This window comes from Stieleria sp. JC731, from assembly GCF_020966635.1.
GTDB lineage: Bacteria > Planctomycetota > Planctomycetia > Pirellulales > Pirellulaceae > Stieleria.
The window spans coordinates 25,742-48,383 of sequence record NZ_JAJKFQ010000005.1 but is presented as its reverse complement, the minus strand read 5'-3'; the positions used below and the strand labels follow the sequence as shown (position 1 = coordinate 48,383).

The 22,642-nt window shown below is 54.2% G+C and carries 16 protein-coding genes; 11 read left to right on the top strand and 5 right to left on the bottom strand.

Annotated elements, in window-relative coordinates:
- Positions 1-101: 101 nt before the first annotated feature.
- Together LOC67_RS11475 and LOC67_RS11470 are read left to right on the top strand one after the other, a co-directional pair.
- A complete protein-coding gene (locus LOC67_RS11475) occupies positions 102-2,924 on the top strand; it encodes a serine/threonine protein kinase (RefSeq protein ID WP_230262743.1) in 2,823 nt (940 codons plus the stop codon).
- A 266-nt stretch (positions 2,925-3,190) separates the two neighbouring features.
- A complete protein-coding gene (locus tag LOC67_RS11470) occupies positions 3,191-6,127 on the top strand; it encodes a dockerin type I domain-containing protein (RefSeq protein WP_230262742.1) in 2,937 nt (978 codons plus the stop codon).
- A 41-nt stretch (positions 6,128-6,168) separates the two neighbouring features.
- Here LOC67_RS11470 and LOC67_RS11465 read toward each other — a convergent pair whose 3' ends face one another.
- Positions 6,169-7,485, bottom strand: coding sequence for a DUF1501 domain-containing protein (locus LOC67_RS11465; protein WP_410001142.1), 1,317 nt, complete (start codon positions 7,483-7,485; stop codon positions 6,169-6,171).
- 204 nt (positions 7,486-7,689) lie between these two features.
- Positions 7,690-10,572, bottom strand: coding sequence for a DUF1553 domain-containing protein (locus LOC67_RS11460; RefSeq protein WP_230262740.1), 2,883 nt, complete (start codon positions 10,570-10,572; stop codon positions 7,690-7,692).
- On the opposite strand from LOC67_RS11460, the gene LOC67_RS11455 reads away from it, so the two are divergent.
- The 9 genes from LOC67_RS11455 (at position 10,551) to LOC67_RS11415 (ending at position 18,241) form a co-directional block, all read left to right on the top strand.
- Positions 10,551-10,871, top strand: coding sequence for a hypothetical protein (locus LOC67_RS11455; RefSeq protein ID WP_230262739.1), 321 nt, complete (start codon positions 10,551-10,553; stop codon positions 10,869-10,871). The genes LOC67_RS11460 and LOC67_RS11455 overlap by 22 nt on opposite strands.
- Entirely contained in the window at positions 10,868-11,389 is a 522-nt protein-coding gene (locus LOC67_RS11450; RefSeq protein ID WP_230262738.1) for a 3-hydroxyacyl-ACP dehydratase FabZ family protein, read from the top strand. The genes LOC67_RS11455 and LOC67_RS11450 overlap by 4 nt, the downstream gene beginning before the upstream one ends.
- Positions 11,390-11,502: 113 nt before the next feature.
- A complete protein-coding gene (locus LOC67_RS11445; RefSeq protein ID WP_230262737.1) occupies positions 11,503-11,892 on the top strand; it encodes an acyl carrier protein in 390 nt (129 codons plus the stop codon).
- Positions 11,893-12,411: a 3-hydroxyacyl-ACP dehydratase FabZ family protein gene (locus LOC67_RS11440; RefSeq protein ID WP_230262736.1), complete on the top strand. Its 519-nt coding sequence runs from the start codon at positions 11,893-11,895 to the stop codon at positions 12,409-12,411.
- Between the two features lie 237 nt (positions 12,412-12,648).
- Positions 12,649-13,935, top strand: coding sequence for a beta-ketoacyl-[acyl-carrier-protein] synthase family protein (locus LOC67_RS11435; protein WP_230262735.1), 1,287 nt, complete (start codon positions 12,649-12,651; stop codon positions 13,933-13,935).
- A gap of 151 nt (positions 13,936-14,086) precedes the next feature.
- Entirely contained in the window at positions 14,087-14,488 is a 402-nt protein-coding gene (locus LOC67_RS11430; RefSeq protein WP_230262734.1) for a hypothetical protein, read from the top strand.
- 195 nt (positions 14,489-14,683) lie between these two features.
- Entirely contained in the window at positions 14,684-14,899 is a 216-nt protein-coding gene (locus tag LOC67_RS11425) for a small basic protein (RefSeq protein WP_230262733.1), read from the top strand.
- Positions 14,900-15,161: 262 nt separating this feature from the next.
- Entirely contained in the window at positions 15,162-16,235 is a 1,074-nt protein-coding gene (locus tag LOC67_RS11420) for an acyl-CoA desaturase (protein ID WP_230262732.1), read from the top strand.
- Between the two features lie 146 nt (positions 16,236-16,381).
- Positions 16,382-18,241, top strand: a complete 1,860-nt coding sequence (locus LOC67_RS11415) for a chloride channel protein (RefSeq protein WP_230262731.1) — start codon at positions 16,382-16,384, stop codon at positions 18,239-18,241.
- An 86-nt stretch (positions 18,242-18,327) separates the two neighbouring features.
- On the opposite strand, the gene LOC67_RS11410 is transcribed toward LOC67_RS11415, so the two are convergent.
- The 3 genes from LOC67_RS11410 to LOC67_RS11400 form a co-directional block, all read right to left on the bottom strand.
- Positions 18,328-20,049 (bottom strand): DUF1598 domain-containing protein, encoded by a 1,722-nt coding sequence (locus LOC67_RS11410; protein WP_230262730.1) that lies wholly within the window; start codon positions 20,047-20,049, stop codon positions 18,328-18,330.
- 148 nt (positions 20,050-20,197) lie between these two features.
- Positions 20,198-20,986, bottom strand: coding sequence for an arginyltransferase (locus LOC67_RS11405; RefSeq protein ID WP_230262729.1), 789 nt, complete (start codon positions 20,984-20,986; stop codon positions 20,198-20,200).
- Between the two features lie 67 nt (positions 20,987-21,053).
- The gene (locus tag LOC67_RS11400) at positions 21,054-22,448 is read right to left on the bottom strand and encodes a DUF1598 domain-containing protein (RefSeq protein ID WP_230262728.1); all 1,395 of its coding nucleotides are present in this window, start codon (positions 22,446-22,448) and stop codon (positions 21,054-21,056) included.
- Positions 22,449-22,642: the final 194 nt, after the last annotated feature.

Below are 22,642 nucleotides of genomic sequence, written 5' to 3'. Positions count from 1 at the left end.
CACCATCGCGTTTTCGGACGCACGCTGCTTTTCATCTAGTCCATCCGGTCGCGTTTTCACTCGTTTAATGCAAACACGACTGGCCAATTCCGCATTTCAAAATGTCTGGTTCCGCTACCAAGCACGACTTCCTTGATCCGCCCAAAAACGGAGCCGACGATCTGGGAACACTAGGGCATTACCGCGTGATACGCGAATTGGGAAAAGGCGGTATGGGCTACGTCTTCCTTGCCGAAGACAGCAAGCTAAAGCGGCAAGTCGCGTTAAAGACAATGAACCAGAAAATCGCGGCGACGCCAGGAAGCCGCAAGCGGTTCATCAGCGAAGCACGGACGATGGCAGCCGTTCACCACGATAACGTGGCAACGATTTTTGAAGTCGGCGAACACAAAGGCACTCCATTCATGGCGATGGAACTGCTCCAGGGTTCGACCCTAGAAGACTATCGTGAACAGCATGGCGAGCCCGACTTCCACACGATCATTGGCTTCGCACGCGACATGGCACGTGGCCTTGCCGCTGCCCATGAACGTGGAATTGTTCACCGGGACATCAAACCCGCAAACATTTGGTTGGATGCACAGACCAACCGGATCAAGATTCTGGACTTCGGTCTGGCGCTCGCGCAAACACCAGTTGACCAACTGTCAGGCCGCGGCGCGGTCGTCGGAACCCCTGGCTACCTATCTCCCGAACAGGCTCGCAGCGAACCGCTTGATGACCGTAGCGACTTGTACTCCACCGGCGTAGTCCTCTACGAGCTGGCTACAGGCAAGCTGCCGTTGAAAAGCAAAACTGTCGCCGAACAATTGATCGCGATCCTTGCTCACCAGCCGGTCCCCGTTCGCGAACGCAATGACAAGATACCGCAACCGTTAGCCGATCTGATCGAAAAGCTAATGGCCAAGGAACCGCGTGATCGCTACGACACCGCGAAAGATCTTGAGACCTGTTTGGTCGAAGTCGAAAAAGAGTGTGAGTCGAAGTCAGAAGTCGCTCAAGCGATTAGCCAATTGCAAGCAGGCTTGGACCTCGCTGTAAATAAAAAACAACCCAGCCAAGATACATTCGCGGAGTCGACGCCGAACCCTTTCGAATCACTTCCGGAAAACCTTCCCCCAGCGCAGACCCCCACCGTTCAATCTCCCAGTGCGAGCGAACCAGCCGCATTTGGTAGCGCCGCCGCACCGTTTGCATCTCCACCAGGCACCGCCACCGCGGCAGCTACAAAACCCAAACCTACAGCGTCTTCCGTCTCCACTTCGAAAGTTGTCCTGATCGCAGTCGCTGTAGTTGCCGTCTTGTTATTGGCCGTGATTCCTCTGGTGGTTTACTTAAGTGCCTCAAGTGCAATCGCACGACAACAAAACAATACGGTCGTCACTGGCGGTGATCCAAATTCAAACGCAACCCCCGCAGGGCCGAACTCAAGTAGCGATTACACATCAATTTCAAAGCCTGAATCGCAATCCACACCTGCCAAGGGCACAACCAAGCCGAAATCGAGTTCCGCCACCGCGAACAATTCCACAGCGAAGAAAGCCCCATCGAATGCGGCTGCAAAAAACAACAATCGTTCAAGCCAACCCAAACCTTCAACGCCTTTCGCCGCACTTTCCCTTCGCCAAATCAGTTCGTCAGAAACCAAAAACCTGGGTGGAAACAAAGTTCGCTACTTGTTGAACGAGAAGAACGGCAACGGGTCCTTCGAATCCGGAAAGCCCAATTCAGACAAAAAGATTCCTGGCTGGTCACTGCAGCTGGTTGGTGATTCGGGAGGCTGGTTAAAAACATCGACAGCCCGCGAGATAGACGGGCCAACCCATGCATTCGCAGGTAAGAAAAGCGAAGTCATTTTGACGAGTGACCCGAGCAACTATCGAGTCAAAGCCGGTGACGTTTTCAGGATCGGTCTGCATGTCGGTGGCGAAGGCAAAGGGCCGTCCGATTTTCTAGTTGCCATTGGGTTCAAAGATTCAAATGGAAAGACGACGACCTATGAGATCGCACGACCAAGTCTTGGGAACGCTTGGTCGGCCGCCCAGCCGAAACGGCTTCGCTATGAAGTGACCGCTTTGCCAGACGTTGTCGGTCAACAACCCTTCATCCAGATCGGGATCTCGAACTTGAATCGGACTCGCGATATTGCAGTTGCCGACCGCGTGATCATGACGGTTCAACCCACCGCTGAAGCAACGATCGCGTCAAACCAGCCCACCCCAAATCAACCCGCATCGCGACCAACAACTTCAGCACCTCAGCCGGCCCCCACACCTCAGGCGAATCGCTCGGCGAAGAATCAAGAAAGCGATAACGCAACAGAGAAGCAGGATACCAATCTGCGGATTGTCACGCTCTCGACAAACGATGACCTAGGTGCGGACGCGACCGTACGGCGTGGTGGCGCCCAAAGCGATACGCTGGGCGAAAAAAGTAGCCTCATCATCCAGACCCGAAATGATCGTCAGATCCAGCACATCTATTTGCGATTTCCCATGACGGAATTTCGGGGCCAGACGAATCAAAACCGTCCTCGGCAACAGAAGAAACAATCGCTCCCCATCAAGCGGGCCGCAATTCGAGTTCAATTATCCGAGCCAGCGGAGCAGGACACGACCGTACAGCTGTACGGAATCGACGATCCCGTCAGCGATTTGTGGCCCGAAAATAAGATTGTGTGGAGCAATTCATTTTCCTCGACCGGATTAGAAAAGCTCCCCAAATTGGGCGAAGCAAAAATCGACAAGCAGACGCGTGAACTGGTGCTTTCTAATCCCAAACTCGCGAAGTTCCTCGCCGATAGCCAGCATGACACCGTGACCTTCGTACTGACGGGAAGCAGCGGAAATGAGCTGGTCACATTTTCGTCAAAGGAAAACACGGAATCAAAGCCACCAACTCTGGTCATCGGACTACAGCAATAAACGCTTCCGCGACTGGAAAAGTGCTGCGTGATTTCCCAACCGCGATGCACGACGAATGTTGCGGATTGACGGACTACCAGAAATCCCACACTTGAGCGTCCGCACGCCGGTACGAAAGTGAAAAATGGGTCAGAAAGAATTGGCTGTCGATTGACGTAATTGGAGTAAACTGACGGGTTTTCAAGGGAACTCGGCACGCTTTTCACCGCTCCAAGGTCTCTCGGCAGTATCGCCCGCCAATTCTGATATTTCCCCTCGGTTGACTGATGAAATCTCGTACCCCGCGCTGCGAAAACTTGGAAGCCCGCCAGTTGCTCGCAGGCGACATTTGCGAACTTCCCACGGAAATAACCGTGCTAGACGGATCGTTTTCCGCGGGTCTGATTGCGGGAACATCAGCAGAAGGAGAATCCGTTAACACTGCGGCATCGCTGCACACCGGAGCCAATCCGGATTCGTCTCGCGATTGGGTCGAGGAAAGCGATGGCCAATTGGTGGCGATACGCCTGAATCCTTCACTGAACTATCGTCCTGCTCCTGGATCGCCCGCCCCGGGTGTCGATGGCCCCGTTGCCACAGCCTATCTATTTCAACGAGATGCCAATGATCAGCTAAATGCTAGTGGCACCATCGAACTTAATTTCCTGCCGGAACAAGTAATCTGGACGGAACACCAACTGGTCATTGTTGGATCCAACCTGCTGCGATCCACAGGCGTCCCAACCGCCCCCACAACTTATATCGCCACTGCCGATCGGACTCAGCTTTCAGCTCGCAATCAAACTTCGATTGAAGGATCGTTTTGGGCAACCGATATCAGTTCGGACCGGCTGTTTGTGACGACCTTCGATGCCGACAGCCCCCAACCGTCCTATGCGGTCACGGTACTAGACACCTCCGCCGAATCGCTGACCAAGATCGCAAGTATAGAAACGGCCGGTCCTGTTGCCGCAATCACAAGTGATGGACAAAGTTTTCTAATAACTGAACCGACGGCATCATTCTTCGACGGGCTGGCAAGTCGACTGCTAAAGCGGTACGTGGTTGGTGACAATCAGATCAATGCCATAGACGAAGTGACCATCCCCGCCAATGCGACCAGTCAAATCGCGTTCAGCGACAATGGTCAGTCGATCACTGCCGTCACCCGAACTGTATCGTCTGGGAACACAGCCACAGCTTCGTTGGTGGTCACCATGATCGAAATCGGTGATGAAGGTCTTTCAGTTTTTGAATCGTTCAACGTCGGGGTGTCGACGAATCAATCACAAACATTGATTAGCGATACATCTGTGGTCAGCGTGACCGGGAACAATGAGGTCGCGATCATTAATGCAGATCCGTCAATTGACACCGATTCAAGTAATCGCATCCGGCGAGTTTCAACATTGACCGCGATTCCGCAACAATGGGTCGCCAGCAGTCGTCTTGCCCAACTAAACGATGACGTCTTCATTTTTGCTAGACGACGATCTCAGGAAATACCTGCGTCAGGGATTGCCCCGACAAACGCTGCCAACCTTTCATTACTTTCAATTTCCGAAAACCGGATCGTTTCAGACTTCGAAGCCGTAGCGGACGATGCAGCCATCTTCTTCGAAGGCCAGGCAACTCCGACGCTTGTTCAGTGGACTGACTATGCGACAGAAATCAGGCAACACGAACTTGCAGTGCTTGCGGTTTCTTCACTGGGACAATTTAGTCAGACGGGTCAGATCGAGTACTTGGGTGCAAACGAACTGGACATCAACAACGATCGCTTAGTTGTTCGTCAGCTCGATCAGTTGCAAGAATTTCAATTCGACTCGATCGCTTCTCCAACCATAGTTCCACTCGGTTTAGCTCTGTCCGCTCCCGAAGCGATCGATGATGTCGTCGAGTTGAGCATCGACTATCGACTGCCGTATGCGAATGTGTTGGACAACGACGTGTTTGCAACGTCGACCGACCTTGCCGCCGTAAAAATCACAAAACTGAATGACGCTCCCGACGGGGTCTCGGTTAACGGACAAGGCCAACTGCGTTTTTCCGCTCCACTCCTGGAATCGGAAGGCAACTACCAGTTCTCCTACACGGTTCAGCAATCTCACTATGAAACCACTGCAAACGTATCACTGAATCTGCTTCATTTTTCCGATTCCGAAATCGCTTCGCTGCGAGATGCCTTGTTGAACTTCGCCGCAGACGAACTTGAGACAAACCGCTCAGCTTTCAGTGTCGGTCGCGTGATCCACTACACCGAGACAAGGATGCCAGACGAACTGCAAAATGGGACACCAAATCCCCTTGGTTCATCGTACGGAATTATCACGGAGATCGGGTTTGACGGCAGCATCTATCGATTTGCAGCAAATTTCGATGGTGAAATGGCGGTACTCGATCGCCAAGACTTCGAGACCTTGATGTCGTTGTCAATTCAACTGGTCGACATTCATGGAGCCCCCGTCAGCTCCATTCAGCCCGGGGACGAATTTTTCATCCAAATCAATTCCCGTGATGAGCGTCCCTTTGGGCAAGGCGTCTTTGCCGTCGCATTTGATCTGCCGCTTCCCGCAGCAAAACTTGAGCTCACCGGTCAGAACGAGTTCCTGGGTGAATGGATTCCGATTCCAAACAACATCATTCTCGATTCGATCGACGACTTTGTCGCCGTTGACCCATCGGTTTCACCTCCGGGCAATAGCCTTCAATCGATCGTTCGGCTGGGTGTCCGCGCGATTGCTGGTGGTGATGTGACACTGAAAATGAATCCCGCCGAGAATCAAAATGCAGAACTGTTGCTGCACGGCCTTGACCAACAACTCTCGTCACTGAACGTCGACTTCCAACCGCTATCGTTCACCATTGACGGAATCCGTCCGACTGATACAGATCGAAACGGGGCTGTCACGCCAACCGACGCTCTGCGGGTGATCAACTTTCTAGCGATCTATGGAAACATCAACGTGGATCAGCTTTCAAACCTAGCGACAGATGACACCGAAGGCGAATCGTCCATCCGTATTCAAACGATGCGGCGACTGGACACGAACGCCGACGGCGTGATCAGTCCACGAGATGCGTTGGAAGTGATCAACGAACTGGCTCGTGCGTTTTCGTCACAAGCTGAAGGCGAGGAAGCAAAGCGTCTTTCAGACACCATCGCAAACAAAGCGGCAGACCGCGTTTTTGAATCGCTCAGCGAATCGACATCGCTTTTCTAACCAACAAGTAATTTCGATCAACTAGCCTCGCCCCAATGGGTCTAGGTCAGAATGTCGTGAACAATCCGTCCATGCACATCGGTTAGCCGGAAATCACGTCCCGCATAGGGATATGTCAACTTGGTGTGATCGATCCCCATGATGTGCAACATCGTGGCGTGTAGATCGTGCATGTGGACTCGATTTTCACGAGCGTAGTAGCCGAACTCATCTGTGGCACCGTAGGCGAACCCGCTTTTCACCGCACCGCCGGAAAGGACCACGCTGAATCCCTGCGGGTTGTGGTCACGACCATTGCTGCCTTGAACGACGGGTGTTCGACCAAATTCACCGCCCCAGACAATCAGTGTGTCATCCCAGAGACCACGTTGTTTCAAGTCGCGAATCAAAGCCGCGACCGGTTGGTCGGTTGCCAAAGCGTTCTTTTCGTGGCCGGATTTCAGATTCCCGTGCTGATCCCAAACCTGACCGCTGGAAACGCTGATAAACCGAACTCCGGCTTCGGCAAGACGTCGCGCGAGCAAACAGCTGCGTCCGAATTGGTCGGTGGCTTTCTGACCGATCCCGTAGGAACCTCGAACCGATTCGGTTTCCCGATCAAGATCAAAAACCTCAGGTGCTGCGGTTCGCATTCGCCGAGCGAGATCGACCGACGCGATCGCTCCCTCAATCTCTCGATCGGGACCGCTCCGGTGCAAGTGCTGGCCATTCAACGATTGCAACAATTCGAAGCGGCGGTTTAAGGTTTCAGGCTGTAGCTTTCCGGATAGGTAAGGAATGCTGCCGCTACCGGGCTTTCCGTTGCTGCCGATGGCCGTGGCCTGATGAAGAGCCGGCAGAAACGCCGCCCCGTAGTTGCGTGGGCCTCCGTGTGCAGTTGCCGGCCCGATCGCGATGTGTGCAGGCAGGTCAGGGTGCCCGCTGCCGAGTGCATAGCTGATCCATGCCCCAACACTGGGACGGACAAAGTTATCACTACCCGTGTTGATCATCCCCACTGCCTGACCATGCGACTGGCCGCGAGTGTACATGCTTCGAATGACACACAGTGAATCAGCCTCACCGGCCATGTGAGGCAACAAGTCGCTGACCCACAACCCGGAATCGCCGTGCCGATCGAATTTCCAGGGACCATTCATCAGCTTGGGAATGGCACTGATATTAGGTGGCAAATCAAATGGCAGGTCTTTGCCGTCGTGCTTCGCGAGCTCAGGCTTGTAGTCGAATGTGTCGACGTGACTCGGCCCACCATGCATGAACAGAAAAATCACACGTTTGGCTCGTGGTGCCGGATGCTCGTCCTCGCGGCCAGCAATCGCAGCGGCTTGCCCCAGCCCGGACGTTGTCGCTGTCAACATCAGGGATCCAAGTGCCATACTGGACTGTTGAAGCAATGATCGACGATCAAGCCGTGTTCGGAATTGTTCGTTCATTTCGTAGGCAGGTGTTATTGGAAAACGTATGGTCCGAAACACGACAAGTTGAAATTGGTTGTTCGCGTTTGCTTTTGGTCAAACCGATCGCTGTCTGAATCAGAGCAGCATGCTCACATGTGCTATGACTCAGTCCAGCATTCGAAATTCTGTCGACGCGAATACCGAAGCCACTAAGTCTCGCAAACATTGCTGCTCTTGTTCCGCGGTCAGCTTTCGCGGATCGATGCCAAGGTAGTGCTCGATCGCCTCACGTTCGCCGGCTGTGACTTCACGTGACAAGCAATAGCGGTAAACAGCATCAACACGTTGGTCCCACTGGGACCGTTCGTCAAAAATCCGATCCGCCGTTTGGTTCGCCCACGCATTGACGTATTCACTGTTAAGCAGCACCAAGGCTTGCCCCGGCACATTCGTCACCGGGCGTTTGCCGACTAGCAAATCCGGATCGGCAACATCAAGTGACTGTAAAAGCGGATCGATGTTGCTACGTATGACAGGCAGGTAGATCGTGCGAACGGGCTGATCGATTCCCGAGACAACTTCCTGAGTCGTCGCGTTGTTCTTCGTCACCAAAACGCCTTTGTCTGCGACAGGAGTTTTCGGTTCTTGATCGGTCATCTCTCCCGCGGCAACGATCATCGAATCGCGGATCGACTCCGCTGGAATCCGCTTACGATTAGCTCGCCAAAGTAGTCGGTTTTCAGGGTCGGCTTGATAAGCTTGCTCGTCGTAGTCGCTGCTCCGCGAATAAGCTTCCGAAAGAACCAGCTGCCGAATCAGCGGTTTTGCCTTCCAACCGCTTCGCATCAATTCGATCGCCAAAGCATCCAGCAATTCAGGATGCGATGGCAATTCGCCTCGGCTGCCAAAGTTGTCGACGGTACGGACAATGCCCTCGCCGAACAACTTGGCCCAAATTCGATTGACCATCACCCGTGCAACTAAGGGGTTGTCTGGATCGGTCAGCCAGAACGCCAGTTCTTTTCGTCCGCTCCCTTCTGGAGAATCGATGGTGGCATCACCAGGCGAACAGACTTGCAGGAAGCCTCGCGGCACAACATCACCGAGATTATAAACCTCACCACGAATATGGACGTTGCAATCTGCGATTTCGCCATCGGGAAGATCGGCGGGTGCCATCGCGACGGGGATCGGTAACGGCTTGGCCCCCTTCAGCGTTTTGATTTTCTGATTGATCGATTCGACGAGTTTCACCGCAGCGGCAATTCGCTGTTGAGCTTCATCGTTTTGTCCTTTGTCAGCATCCTTTTCGGATACAAACTCCACCGCATCGGCGATCACATAACCGCTCGTTCCTTCGTTGCTGATCGTAACAACAGCATCTTGTCCGGCCTCGAAACGAAACGTTCCAAGCGATTTCCATGGTGGCGGATCAAGCGACTCCTTTTGCGACAGACGCAACTCTTTGATGCCGTCCGCCGTTTCAACTTTGATAGGAACTTCGCCAGCACGATTTCCGCTGGTGTTGTAGGCAAAGCGAACGATGTAGTTGCCTGTCTCGGGTAACTTCCGCCGAAACTCGATCGTGCACTCACCTTTGGCGGTGTTATTGTCGTGGGAATATCCCTTTCCGATAAAGCCTTTCGTATACGTTGACTCGACCCAGGGCCCTACTTTTTTGGCATCGACATCATCAACCAAAAAGCCAGCCGTGCGTGCGTTCTCGGCTTGCTTTTGTTTTTGCTTCGCCGACTTCAACTGCTTTTCTAGATCACTGAGCTGGTTTTCGTAGTCAGTAATCTGCTGCCGATGCTCTTTGCTCGTCGGTAGCGGAACACGGTTAAAGTCACTGACGTATTGTTGCGATTCGCCATTAAGCGACTGCGTACTCTTAAAGATCCCTGCCAGTGCATAGTAGTCTTCCATCGGGACGGGATCGAATTTGTGATCGTGGCATCGGGCACATCCCAGCGTCAGCCCCAGGAAGGCTCGACCTAGCGTATCGATTTGGTCGTCGACAACATCCATGACCAATTTCTCTTTGTCACGTTCGCTTAGCATTTTCGGACCAAGCATCAAGAACGTCGTCGCGACTAGATTGTCATAACGCTGTTGATCGTTATCCGCCGGAAGCAAATCACCGGCGACATGCTGCCGGATCAATTCATCGAGCGGTCGATCTTGATCAAACGAATCGATCAAGTAGTCGCGATAACGCCACGCATCATGGTAGGTCGCATTGAAATCGCTCCCATTGCTGTCGGCGTATCTCGCAACATCCATCCAGTGCCGCGCCCAGTGTTGTGCAAAAGAACGTGAATCGATTAGCTCGTCGACGATCTGTCGCCAAGTTGTCTCGTCTGGCGACGCCAACCAACGACTTCGCAGTGACTCGTCCGGTGGAAGGCCGGTCAGGTCAAACGCCAAACGTCGCAATCGCTGAGCGGGATTGGCTTTCGCGTTGGCAATGATGGCGCTGTCTTGCAGCCGGTCTTGAACGAACGCGTCGACTTGATCGGCAACCGATACCGCAGCATGGTCGCTGGGATTGCTTTGGTGCCCTGAAGCATTGCCACCGAGAGCGGACGTGCTCAGTGGGCGGAAGGCCCAAAACTGCCTTCCCAGTTCGAGATCGATTTTGGAAGCAGATGGTGCGGGTGTTCCACTAGCTTTGCGTGGATCGATCGCGCCTGCGTTAACCCAAGCAACGAAGTCTTCTATCACGTTTTCTGGCAACTGACCTTCCGGCGGCATCTCACTCGATTCGTATTTCAACGCCGAAATCAATACGCTCGCTTCGGCATCGCCGGGTTCCACGGCGGGGCCGCTGTCCCCACCGGCACGCATTTGGTCTGCCGAATCGAGCCATAGCGATCCCCCCACCTGATCGGCGCTCTCGCTATGGCATTCAAAACAATGCTCAACGAGGACTGGGCGAATGTTTTGCTCGAAGAATTCGACCGATCCGGGCTCGAATCCTGAAGCGATCGCAGGCAATATCGAGCCGACGACCAGTGCAAAAAAGCATGGTTGGACAGAAAATCGCATCGAAAGGTGGGACCTCGGCAGGCGGGAACGATGCAGTTGGCGAGATGGATTGGGCGTGGATTCAGCGTAAACAACCGCTTAGCGGCGTCGACACCATCCATTCCCCCCCAAATTCTAGCAGGTCTTGCCCCAAGAATCGACTTAAACAAGCTGTGGTTGAGCGACTTGGGACACCCCATTATTTTGTGTCGACCAAAAACGTAGACTTTGTCGAATCGGTTGTCATTGCGGTTGCCGATAACCCACACAAATACATCAACTTGATCGGCCCTCGAGTTTCACGCATCGTTAATCCATGAAGTACTGCCAGCTCGATCGAATTACCACTCTCGTTCCCGGCAAAAAGATCGTTGCCGAGCGGACGCTGCGTGGCGACGAGGAGTACCTCAAGGACCATTTCCCGCGTTTTCCGGTGATGCCCGGCGTCATGATGCTAGAAGCCTTGCATCAAGCGGCTGTCTGGATGATCCGAACCGAGTCGAATTTCGAGCAACCGATTGTGCTCCTACGCGAAGTTCGCAACGTGAAATTTGGTGATTTCCTGGCACCTGACCAGACTTTGCAGGTCACCGCCGAAGTCATCAAAGAATCCGACGGGATCTTTACCGTCAAAGCGATTGCCCAGAAAGAAGGCCGCACAACCGTCAGCGCACGGCTAATTCTCGAGCGTTCGGGTAGCAATGACCCGGTCGAGATTGGTACAGACGAAGATGTAAAAAGACGCGTCACCAAGCAGTTTCGCGAGCTTTTTGGTGACGTGCTCTCCAACGAGACTGATGACTCAACCGAGACTGGCGACGCCGTGTCGACAACATAATCCACTAACCGGTCGTCGCTGTGACGAAGGCCCCCGCACGATTGCGGTCAAATCGTCAATGTCTATGGGACTGACCGAAATTCCAAACCACCCCCTTACTAGGAAACAGCAAGATGGCACTGACAGAAGAAGAAATTTTCGCCAAGGTTAACGAAGCACTCCAAGACGCTTTGGGTGTCGACGAAGACGAAGCAACCGAAGACGCGACCTTGGTTGGCGATCTGGGTGCAGAGTCGATCGACTTTTTGGACATCGTCTTCAAGCTGGAAAAGGCGTTCGACATTCAGATCCCTCGCGAAGAACTGTCGCCCGAAGACATCCTGACCAACAGCCAATACGTCCAAGACGGTACCGTCACCCCCGAGGGCTTGGCTGAACTGGAACGACGCATGCCATGGGCGAACTTGGACGACTTCAAGGCCGATCCTAAAGTCCAGAACTTTGGCAACCTGCTGACCGTCGGTGACCTTTGCCGATACGTCGCCACCAAGGTGAACGCGTAAATGCGTTGGTTTTGGGTCGATCGATTCACGGAATTCGTCAGTGGCTCGCACGCGGCAGGCATCAAAAATGTCTGCCTCGATGCGGAAGTCGTCGATGAGTATTGCCCGGGATACCCGATGCTGCCACCAACCCTGATTATCGAAGGGATGGCTCAGCTAGGCGGCATCATGGTGGCCGAAGCATTCGACTTTGATAAACGAGTCGTGCTTGCCAAAGTTGGCAAAGCGAGCTTCCACCAACCGGCACTTAACGGCGATACCCTGCAGTACCACGTCAAATTGGACGCACTTCAGGACAATGGCGGCACGGTGACTTGCACCAGTCATTGTGATGGGAATCTGCAGGCCGAGATCGAGCTGATGTTTGCTTTCCTGGAAGACGGAACGATCGTCGAAGGACCGCTTTTCGAACCGGATGACTTGAAAGGCATGCTTCAGATCATGAAGTTCTTCACCGTGGCCATCGACAAGAACGGCAATCGATTCCCAAAATACGCCAAACTGGAAACGGTCGATTGATCGCACCGGTTCGGCCGGGCCCAAGCCAAATTTCTTGGGCCGCGTGATTCAATCGGTCTGTCGTTTCACTCGGTCGGTTTCGCCAGTTGAACGCATCCACCGTGTGACCCGGCAACAATTGCCCTGCGGCAAGAATGCCGTACCGAAAGGCTGCGTGTCCTACAATGCGTCGGCGCTGACCGCACGCCCACCAGCCTGTTCCCTTTCCCCTTCAATAGCTTCCTAAGGTCACACGTTATGGACCGTCGTCGAGTCGTTGTCACTGGCATCGGAATGATCAACCCGATGGGACATGATGCGCAGACCGTATGGAAGGGCTTGCAAGCTGGAAAAAGCGGAGTCGGATACACAACGCTATTCGATGCCAGCGGCTTCCCCACAAAGATCAGCGCCGAAGTCAAAGACTGGAACCTGACGGACGCCGATCATCCCCTCGGTGGCACCGATCAATTGGGACGCCATACGAAATTTGCTATCGGCGCCGCCAAACAGGCGATCCAGGACAGCGGCGTCTTAGAAGTGATCAGCGATCCGGTTCGATTTGGCGTTTATCTCGGCAGCGGCGAAGGCAACCAGGACTTCAACACTTTCAGCCAAATGATGACCGCTGCAATCGCAGGCGGAGACTTTGACGCTTCGACGTTCATCTCCAAAGGCCTGCAATTGCTCGACCCGGCAAAGGAACTGGAGCAGGAACCCAACATGCCGGCGGCCCACTTGGCAACGATGTTCAATGCCCAGGGCCCCAACCTGAACTGCTTGACCGCATGCGCCGCTAGCAGCCAAGCCGTCGGAGAAGCGACTGAGATGATCCGCCGTGGTGACGCCGACGTCATGCTGGCCGGTGGCACTCACAGCATGATTCACCCGTTTGGCGTCACGGGATTCAACTTGTTAACCGCATTAAGTGAAAGCAACGACGAACCGACAAAAGCCAGTCGCCCCTTTGACCGTTTGCGAAACGGATTCGTGCTCGGCGAAGGTTCCGCCATGGTGGTCCTGGAAGAACTTGAAAGCGCGCAAAAACGCGGTGCGACGATCTACGGTGAAATCGCTGGCTACGGAACGACCGCCGACGCCTACCGGATTACGGACATCCCACCGGACGGGCATGGTGGGATCGCCGCGATGCGTATGTCCATCGCCGACGCTGGACTGAAACCAAACGACATTCGCTACGTCAACGCTCACGGGACAAGCACCCAGGTCAATGACAAAGTCGAAACCTTGGCGTGTAAACAAGTTTTTGGTGACAACGCTGCCAATGTTCCGGTCAGCAGCACGAAAAGCATGATGGGACACCTGATTGCAGCCGCGGGCGTTACCGAAATGATTGTTTGCCTGCTCGCGATGCGTGACAGCATCCTGCCGCCAACGATCAATTACGAAAACCCTGATCCGTTGTGCGATTTGGACTACGTTCCCAATGAAGCGCGAAAAGCCGACATCCCATACGCCTTGAACAACAGCTTCGGCTTTGGCGGTCAAAACGTCACCCTGTGCTTGTCACGAGACATCGCCTAGAAGCCTGTTGGTTTTGGACTGTCGCCTTTCACTCCGTGGAAGTAGCGTCCTTTTCGGCCGGTTGCGTTTCACAGGGGCCAAGTCTGCGATAGACCTAGCCTGCAAATCAACACGTCGCTAAACCGATCCACGTGAAGCCACCCACTGGCCGATGCCTGAATTCTCCGACGCCGAACTGATCGCATTCCTGGACGAATCTCTGTCCGAAGCTCGCTCGTCGCTGCTGGAGAACCATTTGCGTGATGACGCGAAACTTCGCGAGCGGCTTGTCACCGTCAGCGGACGCGAATCCGCAGGCCTCCACACACTCGCCGCCGTTTGGCAAAGGAAACGCCTTTCCTGCCCTTCGCGGGAAGACCTCGGACAACACCTGCTCGGCATCCTTTCCGAAGAACAGGCCGGTTACATCGATTTTCACATCGAAACGGTGGGATGCAGGTTCTGCGTGGCCAACCTGGAAGACCTAAAGTCGGCTGCCCTCGAAGCCGACAAAGGGGCCACACGCAGGCGAAAATACTTCCAGACTAGTGCCGGATACCTCCGCAAAAAGTAATCCTCCGTCCCCGATCCCAACCGTTTTTTCGCTTCGGGGCAAAAACGGCTGTTTTATCACCGCAAAATGGCTCGATAACCTTGCGGATTCAGTCGCGACCTCGTATCCTTCGCGACCTTCCAAAGACGAACACGACGAAATTTCCAGTCCCGGAAATACGTTTTTCCAATTCAACTGCCCAGAGGAAACCTACCCATGACGCTCGATCGCAGCCTGAAGGTACGTGCCGGGGCGATTAAGACGCGAAACGTGCTGACCCGTGCCGAGCGGATCGCCCAGTTGCAACGGCAAGACAAATTCAACGAAGCAGAAGACGTTCTCGGAATGCCGAAGACGCGCGTTCTGAAAGTCTCGTTGAAGAAAAAGAAAAAGGTCAAGAAGCCCGAAGAAGACAACAAGAAGAAGAAATAGTCTTCCCGATCGCAGACCACAGAAATTCTCGATCGCCTTTCGTGTTCGCGGAAGGCGATTTTTTTGTATCTGGACCGCCAATGGAGCCCCCACGGCAGCAAAACGCTTGCCGATCCCAGATTTCTTTCGGCCGTTTTTGCGGCACTCTGACGCGGACTCCCCACAAGATTGGCCTCACACCCAGATCGCTTGTTAGCATACAAGTCGACCTATCGCTTGCGACCAACGACCAAGCCTTCTCCCTTTAATTGATGCCGAGAAAATGCAATCAAGTGATGCACCCTCGCGGTCACGCACTCGCGCAACCAATCCGCCAGTCGAAATTACCGACACCGACGCTAGCGTTACAGAGTCGGCGGTGACTGACGAATCGGTTTCTTTGGTATCTGATGCTGAATCAGTATCGAACGAAGCCACTGCGGATTCGAAACCCGGTCGCCTCGCTACTCCCGAAAAGACTCGCCCCACCCGGGTGATGTGGGAATACGTTGCGGTGCTTTCGATCGTCCACATGATTGCTGCCCTCGCGATCGTTCCGTGGTTTTTTAGCTATCTGTTTACTTGGTCCGGGCTGGTGATCGCTATCGGCGGCCACTTCTTTTTCGGAATGCTGGGTATCACGATCGGCTATCACCGACTGTTGACCCACCGCGGATTCACGTGTCCAAAATGGCTGGAACACTTCTTCGCCATTTTGGGAATGTGCAACCTTCAGGATTCGCCGGCTCGTTGGGTGGCGATCCACAGAATGCACCACCAGCACAGTGACAAAGAAGACGATCCCCATTCGCCGCTGGTTAGCTTCCTGTGGGGCCATGTAGGCTGGGTCGTGATTCGGCACCGTGACTTTGATAGGACCAGTCATTACGAACGCTACGTCCGCGATTTGCTTCGCGATCCGTTCTACCTTCGACTGGAACGACGCGGCGGTTGGTTCATGGTCTTCCTAGCGCACGCGGCAGCACTAACACTGATCGGCGCGATCGTCGGGTACTTTGTCGGCGGCAGCAGCGAAGCACTTCGTTACGCGGCTAGCTACTACGTCTGGGGTGTCGCGGTCCGCACCGTGTTTGTCCTTCACGGAACTTGGGCAGTGAACTCGATTGCCCACGTGTTTGGGTATCGCAATTACGAAACCCGAGATGCCAGCCGCAACAACTGGCTCGTCGCTTTGTTTTCACACGGCGAAGGCTGGCACAACAACCATCATGCCGAACCACGTGCCGCTGCACACGGCCACCGCTGGTGGGAATTTGACATGTCTTGGCGAATCATCCGGATGATGGAAATGGTCGGGCTGGCCAAAGATGTCGTCCGTCCAAAATCGATGCGTTAATCGAGTCACGGTATCGTGCCCGGCGGGGAAGCATCCGGCCAAAACGTTTGCAGTGACGCTCAAAAATGCGGTTGCCATTGCGTGGTCTGTAGGCCGGTGTAGATTCACCGGAACAATCTCCTACGCGGCCACGACAAAAACCTCAGGTGCGCACCTTACGACGTCTCAATTCTGCATTTGGCTTTCAGACCTCCGCCAAGTGGATCATCTTGGCGACCGTGGTCGGATTGACGTCTGGGATCGCCGCAATCGCGTTCGACGTTCTGGGGCAGCTGATCATCCGTTTGACGTTGGTCCATGTCGCCGGCTATTCCCCACCGGAAGCGTTGGGCGAATTCTCTCGATTCGATCGGATTCTGGGCGGGCCGACTGCACCATTTTCACCTTGGTGGATCGTCCTGATTATGACCGCAGGCGGTTTGGCGAGCGGTCTGCTTGTCTATACGTTTGCTCCTGAAGCGGCGGGTGCCGGCACCGATGCGGCTCTCGATGCGTTCCACAACCGACAAGGCCGGATACAAGCTCGCATCCCCTTCGTGAAGACACTGGCTTCGGCAATCACCTTGGGAACGGGAGGGTCGGGAGGACGCGAAGGCCCGATCGCTCAGATCTGCGCGGGCTTCGCCTCGGCGCTCAGCGCCAAACTAAAACTATCCAACCGCGAACGCCGCATCCTGCTCGCCGCGGGTATGGGGGCGGGGGTGGGGGCGATCTTCCGCGCGCCCCTGGCCGGAGCGATTTTCGCAGGCGAAATCCTCTATAGCGATGCCGACCTTGAGGCCGACGTGATACTGCCGTCTTCGGCAGCTGCAGTGATCGCGTATAGCGTCTACACCCAGTCGCTTCCGGCTGAATCTCGCTTCGTCCCGCTGTTTGGTGAAGACCTGCAGCACCTTTTCAGCACGCCTTTCGAATTGCTGCCCTATGGAATACTGGCGATCGTTTTGACGATCGTTGCGATCGGATACGTGCGGGTTCTACACGGGACACGTCAACTGTTTGAAAAACTGCCGATCGTCCCTCACCTGCGGCCAGCAATCGGTGCCGGTCTTGCCGGATTAGCGGCAATTGGCTTGCTTTATCTTTTCCGCGGCGATGCGCGAGTGCTGGGTGTGCTGGGCACCGGCTACGGGTCTCTTCAGGTCGCTGTGACCGCGGCCAGCCAAATGGGTATTCCCCTTTTGTTAGCGATCGCTGTTGGAAAAACACTGACCGCCGCTTTAACAATCAGCTCCGGTGGTGCCGGTGGTGTCTTCGGCCCATCCATGGTGATCGGCGGCTGCATTGGTGCATCGATTGGCCTGACGTTTCAAGCGATCGTCCCCAGCTTGGTCAGCGAACCCGAAGCGTTTGCGGTCGTGGGAATGGCCGGGTTCTTTGCCGGCGTTGCGCGAGCACCAATTTCGACGATCATCATGGTCCGTGCCCTCACCGGGGACTATGGCCTGCTGCTGCCCACAATGTTGGTTTCGACGTTGACGTTCTTTATGTGCCGAAGGTTTCGGCTCTATGAGAAACAAGTCCCAACACGAATGGATTCACGCGCACACCGAGGAGACTTTATTGTCGATGTCTTGGAAGGCTTGCGTGTCGAAGACATTTACCGCAATGACCAAAACGTTGTCCGAATCTCCGAAGGTATGAGCCTGGACGAAATTGTTCACGGCTTGGCCTACACCAACCAGCATTACTTTCCGGTCATCGATTCCGAAGACAACATGATCGGAATCTTCAGTGACGAAGACGTCCGTGCCTACCTGTACGATGACACACTGTGGAAGCTGGTTAATGCCGAAGACGTCATGATCAGCAACTTCATATCGGTTTCTCCAGAAGACAACCTGAATACCGCTTTAAAGCGTTTTACGTCGCTTAACCTGGATGAGTTGCCAGTGATTCATCCCGATCAGCCTCGCAAATTGCTCGGAATGCTTCGGCGAAAAGAAACCATCGACGCCTACAACAGGCGACTGGTCGATCTGAAACGCTACGAGACAGAACACTAGAGACCAGCAGCGGCAATCGGCGAACACAACATCCATCAGATGCAAAGCGTACTCCGCGATCGCCGACTAACTTGAAGCAATTCCAATTAAGGAAGATCCCACCACCATTGCTGGATCATGATCGGCTTGTCGCTTGCGATCGTCGAACGGTCGCTCAGCGATGCGTATGTCACCAGTTGATCGTCAATGACATCATCAGGCGATATGAAGACGCCACCACTGGCTAAGACAATTTGATGACGCTGCTTGCCCCGGCGAACCGTGTGGCGGGTAGCGATCGATGGAACCTGGCGTGGTGCGTGGAGCAACCAAATGGATTGGTCTTCTTCACCGGACAAACTTTCCGCCAACTGGTGATGCGTTTCGGAACTGCCGTACTGATCAATCAATTGTGCAATCGCGGCCGATCGATAAAGCGACTCAAGCGACGAATAAATCGGATACAGCTCACGAATCCGATCCCAATTTCGATTGAAATCCGCGACGAACAATTCGCTACGCGGATCCGCAATCACAGCACCACGCCCGCCGTTGGCGAGCGCGCGTTGGTTTTCGCGGCTCAGCCGAATCGGTGTACCCTGCAGCTCGAACACCTTCTGGTCTTGATCGGTTCGGACGTCGATCGCATTTGCAGTAAACCATAGCCTCAACAACAAATCACTTGGCGGTCCCTGGTCGATCAGCTGATCGACGGCATCCAAATAGTTGATCGCATTCTCAGGCATCGGATGAACGCCCAATGCCAACTGCTTCATGTGACGATCTGCTTCGACCATCAGAAGTGCGAGCGCATTGTCACCCGGAGCACCAAACACTTGAACGTTTTGCATCCCCAACGCTTCGCCAAGATCATCAGCCGCCTTGGCGATCGGACGCTTACCGATTTGAATTTCGGAGGCGACTTGCATCGCCGCCTGCATACCTTCATGGGTCGGATCGATGGTGCAGCCAAAGGCAGCGTCCGACAAACAGGACTTCAAACTGCGTGAAAGAAAATCCAATCGCATCGTGGCCATACCGGACTGGGCATCGACGAACCAACCGTCACTTTCGAGGATGCCGCCGACAGGTCCCGCGATCACAATGTCGTCGTCTGTGAACACGACATACTGAATCGTTGATAGTCCGCCCAGATTGCGGATCACGTCGCCCAAATCTTGGCCGGTGATTCGACGCTGTGCGATCGCGTCTCTTAGTCTTCGAAACGAAACGCTGCGCATCGCTGCCGGGGCACGCCAATCGACATTTGATTCGCCAACCGCCTCGGTCAAGACGCTTCGCAGATTGGCCAATTCGTCTTGCGTGTCCGGTGATTGCGAAGTCGCGCTGACAGAAACGGTGCCCTGTGGATCGACAAAAATTCCTTGAGGATAGGCAGCCATCGTGCTGTTGCCACCCAAGGCTTCCCACGTATCAGGTACCACGGTCGTCTGAATCAATTGCATCAGACTATCGAAGTCGGCAAACGCACCGCCGCCAGAAGCCCCGTTCGCGTTAACCGAAGGGCCATGCTCAAGAACCCCCTGCCGGATTGATGGCGAATCGATGTCACGCAGTGTCCGCAAAGCTCCAACGGACTCTCCCATCGACGACTGAGACTGGGCAATTTTGCCTAACCATTGATCCCGTAGTGACTGATCGTTGCCGGATTGCTCGACCGCCGATTTGGCCACCGCAAATTCCCCAGCTTGGATCGCGCGAGCGGCTGTTGTTGATACAACGTTTGTCTCCTCCGCAAAGGAGGAAACAGGACCGATCGCCGCAGCCAAGATTAACGCTATCCAATGTCTGTTTCGAACGCATCTCATCGCCGAGAGACTCCCTGGTCGAGGTCGATCAATCCTATGTGTATCAGCCCGGCGATTGACGGTGAAAAATTTGTGCCAATTGAAAACTTCTTCTGAAAGCCGGACAGGCAATGCTGAAATGTATCAAAACGCAGCAGCAACACGTGTATCAATTTGCCTCGATCACCATCCATTCCCCATCAATCAATCGCTCTTGAGGCAAGAACCGCTGCTTGTAGTTCAGATGCCGATTTTCAGCGACATATAACCCGAGGTAGACGTATTGTCGCCGCGTCTGGATGGCTTTTTCGATTTGCAAAAGAATCGCGAGCGTTCCGATCGAATACTTTGAGTGGCTCGGATCGAAGTGGGTGTAGACCGCGTTCAAGGAATCTGCGGCGATATCGGTGATCGCGACACCGATCAGCTGGTCGTTGCGATAGAAGGTGATTTCGCAGGTATCGACGCTGGTTGCGACCAGAAACTCGTGGTAGTCCGCCATCGTGCTTGGACCATGCCTAGCCAAGTCACGCTGCAGGCGGTGACTGTTAAAGATATTCAACCGAGCCTCATCCGCTTTTGGGGCTCCCCAGCGAACATCCAATTCACGTTTCGCACGGTTGGCAATTCGCCTCATCGACGATGTCATACGAAACTGACCAACGTCGACTCGTACCGGAATGCATGCCTGACAATTAGCGCAGCGCGTGTGATAGAAAAACGGTCCCGTGCGTCGATACCCACGAGCCAACAGGCTATCGAGCCCCGATGGCTTCAAACGAGCAATCGGATGCTCCAGAGGCATCCTGGCGGTCAGATCTTCAAGATAGGGGCAATCTTGCGTCTGGTCGTACACAACGACCATCGGCGTGTCGGCACCGGTGGGGAGCGTCCCCGGGATGCGAACCCGCTGTGGTTTTGAGGAGGGCTTCGACGGCGAAGATGTCTCTTGATCCATAAAAAAACTGGCCAGCAAAGTTAGAACTTCGCTGACCAGTTTAGCGCTGAATCAATTAAAAAGCGAATCAGTCCCACCACCACTGACCATCTTCCAGGTCAGCAGGCCCGGCCGACTGCTTCACAGCATCGTTTTTGCCTTCGCGATCGACAACCAGATTGTCAGTTGTCAGAGCTTTGCGTGGCTGCATTTGAACGCCACCACCGAGCGGGGTCATCAAGGTGTTGCCTCGCCAAATCGCATTGACGGCGGTTTCAACCTGTTCAGGAGCAGTATACGTCTGAACGGCAACTGAAGACTCGTTGCCCAAGACCGGCATGGCCCATTCCGACTGGCCGTAAAAGTCTTGCTCTTGGATATAAGCTGCCGCGATCGAAATATCCATCAACTGACGCATTTCCGCGTAGATGCGGACTTTGTCAGCGATCAAAGGAAACTTCTCGGTGAAGTCTTGGCAGAACGCTTGGCTCGCCTTGTTGACTCGTTTTGTGATCGTTCGGTTGCCGCCGGCAACTCGCTCATTTTCGCCGACTAGTTGAACGCCACGTTCGTTGATCTTCATTGCCAACCCGTCTTCGCTAACCGAGATTCCGTCGTAGCTGGGCTGGAAGTACCAACGTTCCATCGCATTTGCCGCGACCGATGCTGGGTTGGCGCGGTCAACGTAGCTTTTCATCGGAACTGGAAGTCGCTCCAACCCGATTCCGATCAGTTTCATGCGATAGTCAGCTTCGACAAGAACGCGAGCGAAGTGCGTATCGTTGGGAACACCGTTGATCGAAACGGTTTGCAATCCCAGATTGTTTTTCAGGCCCATCGCCAATTGACGGGCATCGCTCGGGCGAACCTTTCCGCGAACCGACGCCAAGAATTGCTGCATGCGTTGCAAACCTTCCGAAGTTGGATCGATCGAAACGCTGATGACTCCGGTCGGTTGTCCGGTTGGCGCGAAAGCTCGCAAAGCGACGACCAAGTCCTCCAGCAACACGGTTGGCTTGCCCGAGTTGATTCCCACGAATCGCTCGGTGGGGTCCGCAACGAACCCTTCGGCAGGTCCAGCCAAAACGATGTCTTTGGTTTCTGGATAGTAGAAGACGTACTGCACACTGGTCAGGCCGGCGAGTGCTTTAAGATCGTCACTCAATTCGCCTTTGCTTTCCAATTGCTCCTGAGCAGCCTTTTCCAATCGCTGCAAGGAAACTTTTCGCAAGTCGCTTGCACGCATTAGATTGTTGTCACGTTGCTGACGGGCAGCCATCAGACGCTGACGTGCGACGCGTGGATCAAAAGTACGGACCTTCAAAACGCCTTTGGCATCGATATCAACACCGGCGATTGGCTGACCAAAATCAAATGTTGTTCCACCACCGTTGTTGCCGGTGTTCTGGGCGAACACGACCGAGGGGATCGAAAGCAACAAAACGGCCAGAGCGATGGGAATGGCGCGGAAAGGACGATTCATCGGGAAAACCAATTTCAAGGTCGCGACCAGAAGATTCGGAGCGTAGGAAGGAGAAGATACAGATCTGTGACATTAATTAGTCACCTGCCCCTGAGCAAGAAACAAGCCAAATTCAGCCGAGGTTTGGCATCAATTGCCGGCCAAATTCTCGGTCAACCTGGTGATTTTGCTGATGAGGGGGCAGTTACAGGCAC

Coding starts and splice junctions, on each gene's coding strand:
- LOC67_RS11475 (WP_230262743.1), top strand. CDS start 102: ATGTCTGGTTCCGCTACCAAGCACGACTTCCTTGATCCGCCCAAAAAC.
- LOC67_RS11470 (WP_230262742.1), top strand. CDS start 3,191: ATGAAATCTCGTACCCCGCGCTGCGAAAACTTGGAAGCCCGCCAGTTG.
- LOC67_RS11465 (WP_410001142.1), bottom strand. CDS start 7,485: ATGTTGACAGCGACAACGTCCGGGCTGGGGCAAGCCGCTGCGATTGCT.
- LOC67_RS11455 (WP_230262739.1), top strand. CDS start 10,551: ATGGTTGGACAGAAAATCGCATCGAAAGGTGGGACCTCGGCAGGCGGG.
- LOC67_RS11460 (WP_230262740.1), bottom strand. CDS start 10,572: ATGCGATTTTCTGTCCAACCATGCTTTTTTGCACTGGTCGTCGGCTCG.
- LOC67_RS11450 (WP_230262738.1), top strand. CDS start 10,868: ATGAAGTACTGCCAGCTCGATCGAATTACCACTCTCGTTCCCGGCAAA.
- LOC67_RS11445 (WP_230262737.1), top strand. CDS start 11,503: ATGGCACTGACAGAAGAAGAAATTTTCGCCAAGGTTAACGAAGCACTC.
- LOC67_RS11440 (WP_230262736.1), top strand. CDS start 11,893: ATGCGTTGGTTTTGGGTCGATCGATTCACGGAATTCGTCAGTGGCTCG.
- LOC67_RS11435 (WP_230262735.1), top strand. CDS start 12,649: ATGGACCGTCGTCGAGTCGTTGTCACTGGCATCGGAATGATCAACCCG.
- LOC67_RS11430 (WP_230262734.1), top strand. CDS start 14,087: ATGCCTGAATTCTCCGACGCCGAACTGATCGCATTCCTGGACGAATCT.
- LOC67_RS11425 (WP_230262733.1), top strand. CDS start 14,684: ATGACGCTCGATCGCAGCCTGAAGGTACGTGCCGGGGCGATTAAGACG.
- LOC67_RS11420 (WP_230262732.1), top strand. CDS start 15,162: ATGCAATCAAGTGATGCACCCTCGCGGTCACGCACTCGCGCAACCAAT.
- LOC67_RS11410 (WP_230262730.1), bottom strand. CDS start 20,049: ATGAGATGCGTTCGAAACAGACATTGGATAGCGTTAATCTTGGCTGCG.
- LOC67_RS11405 (WP_230262729.1), bottom strand. CDS start 20,986: ATGGATCAAGAGACATCTTCGCCGTCGAAGCCCTCCTCAAAACCACAG.
- LOC67_RS11400 (WP_230262728.1), bottom strand. CDS start 22,448: ATGAATCGTCCTTTCCGCGCCATTCCCATCGCTCTGGCCGTTTTGTTG.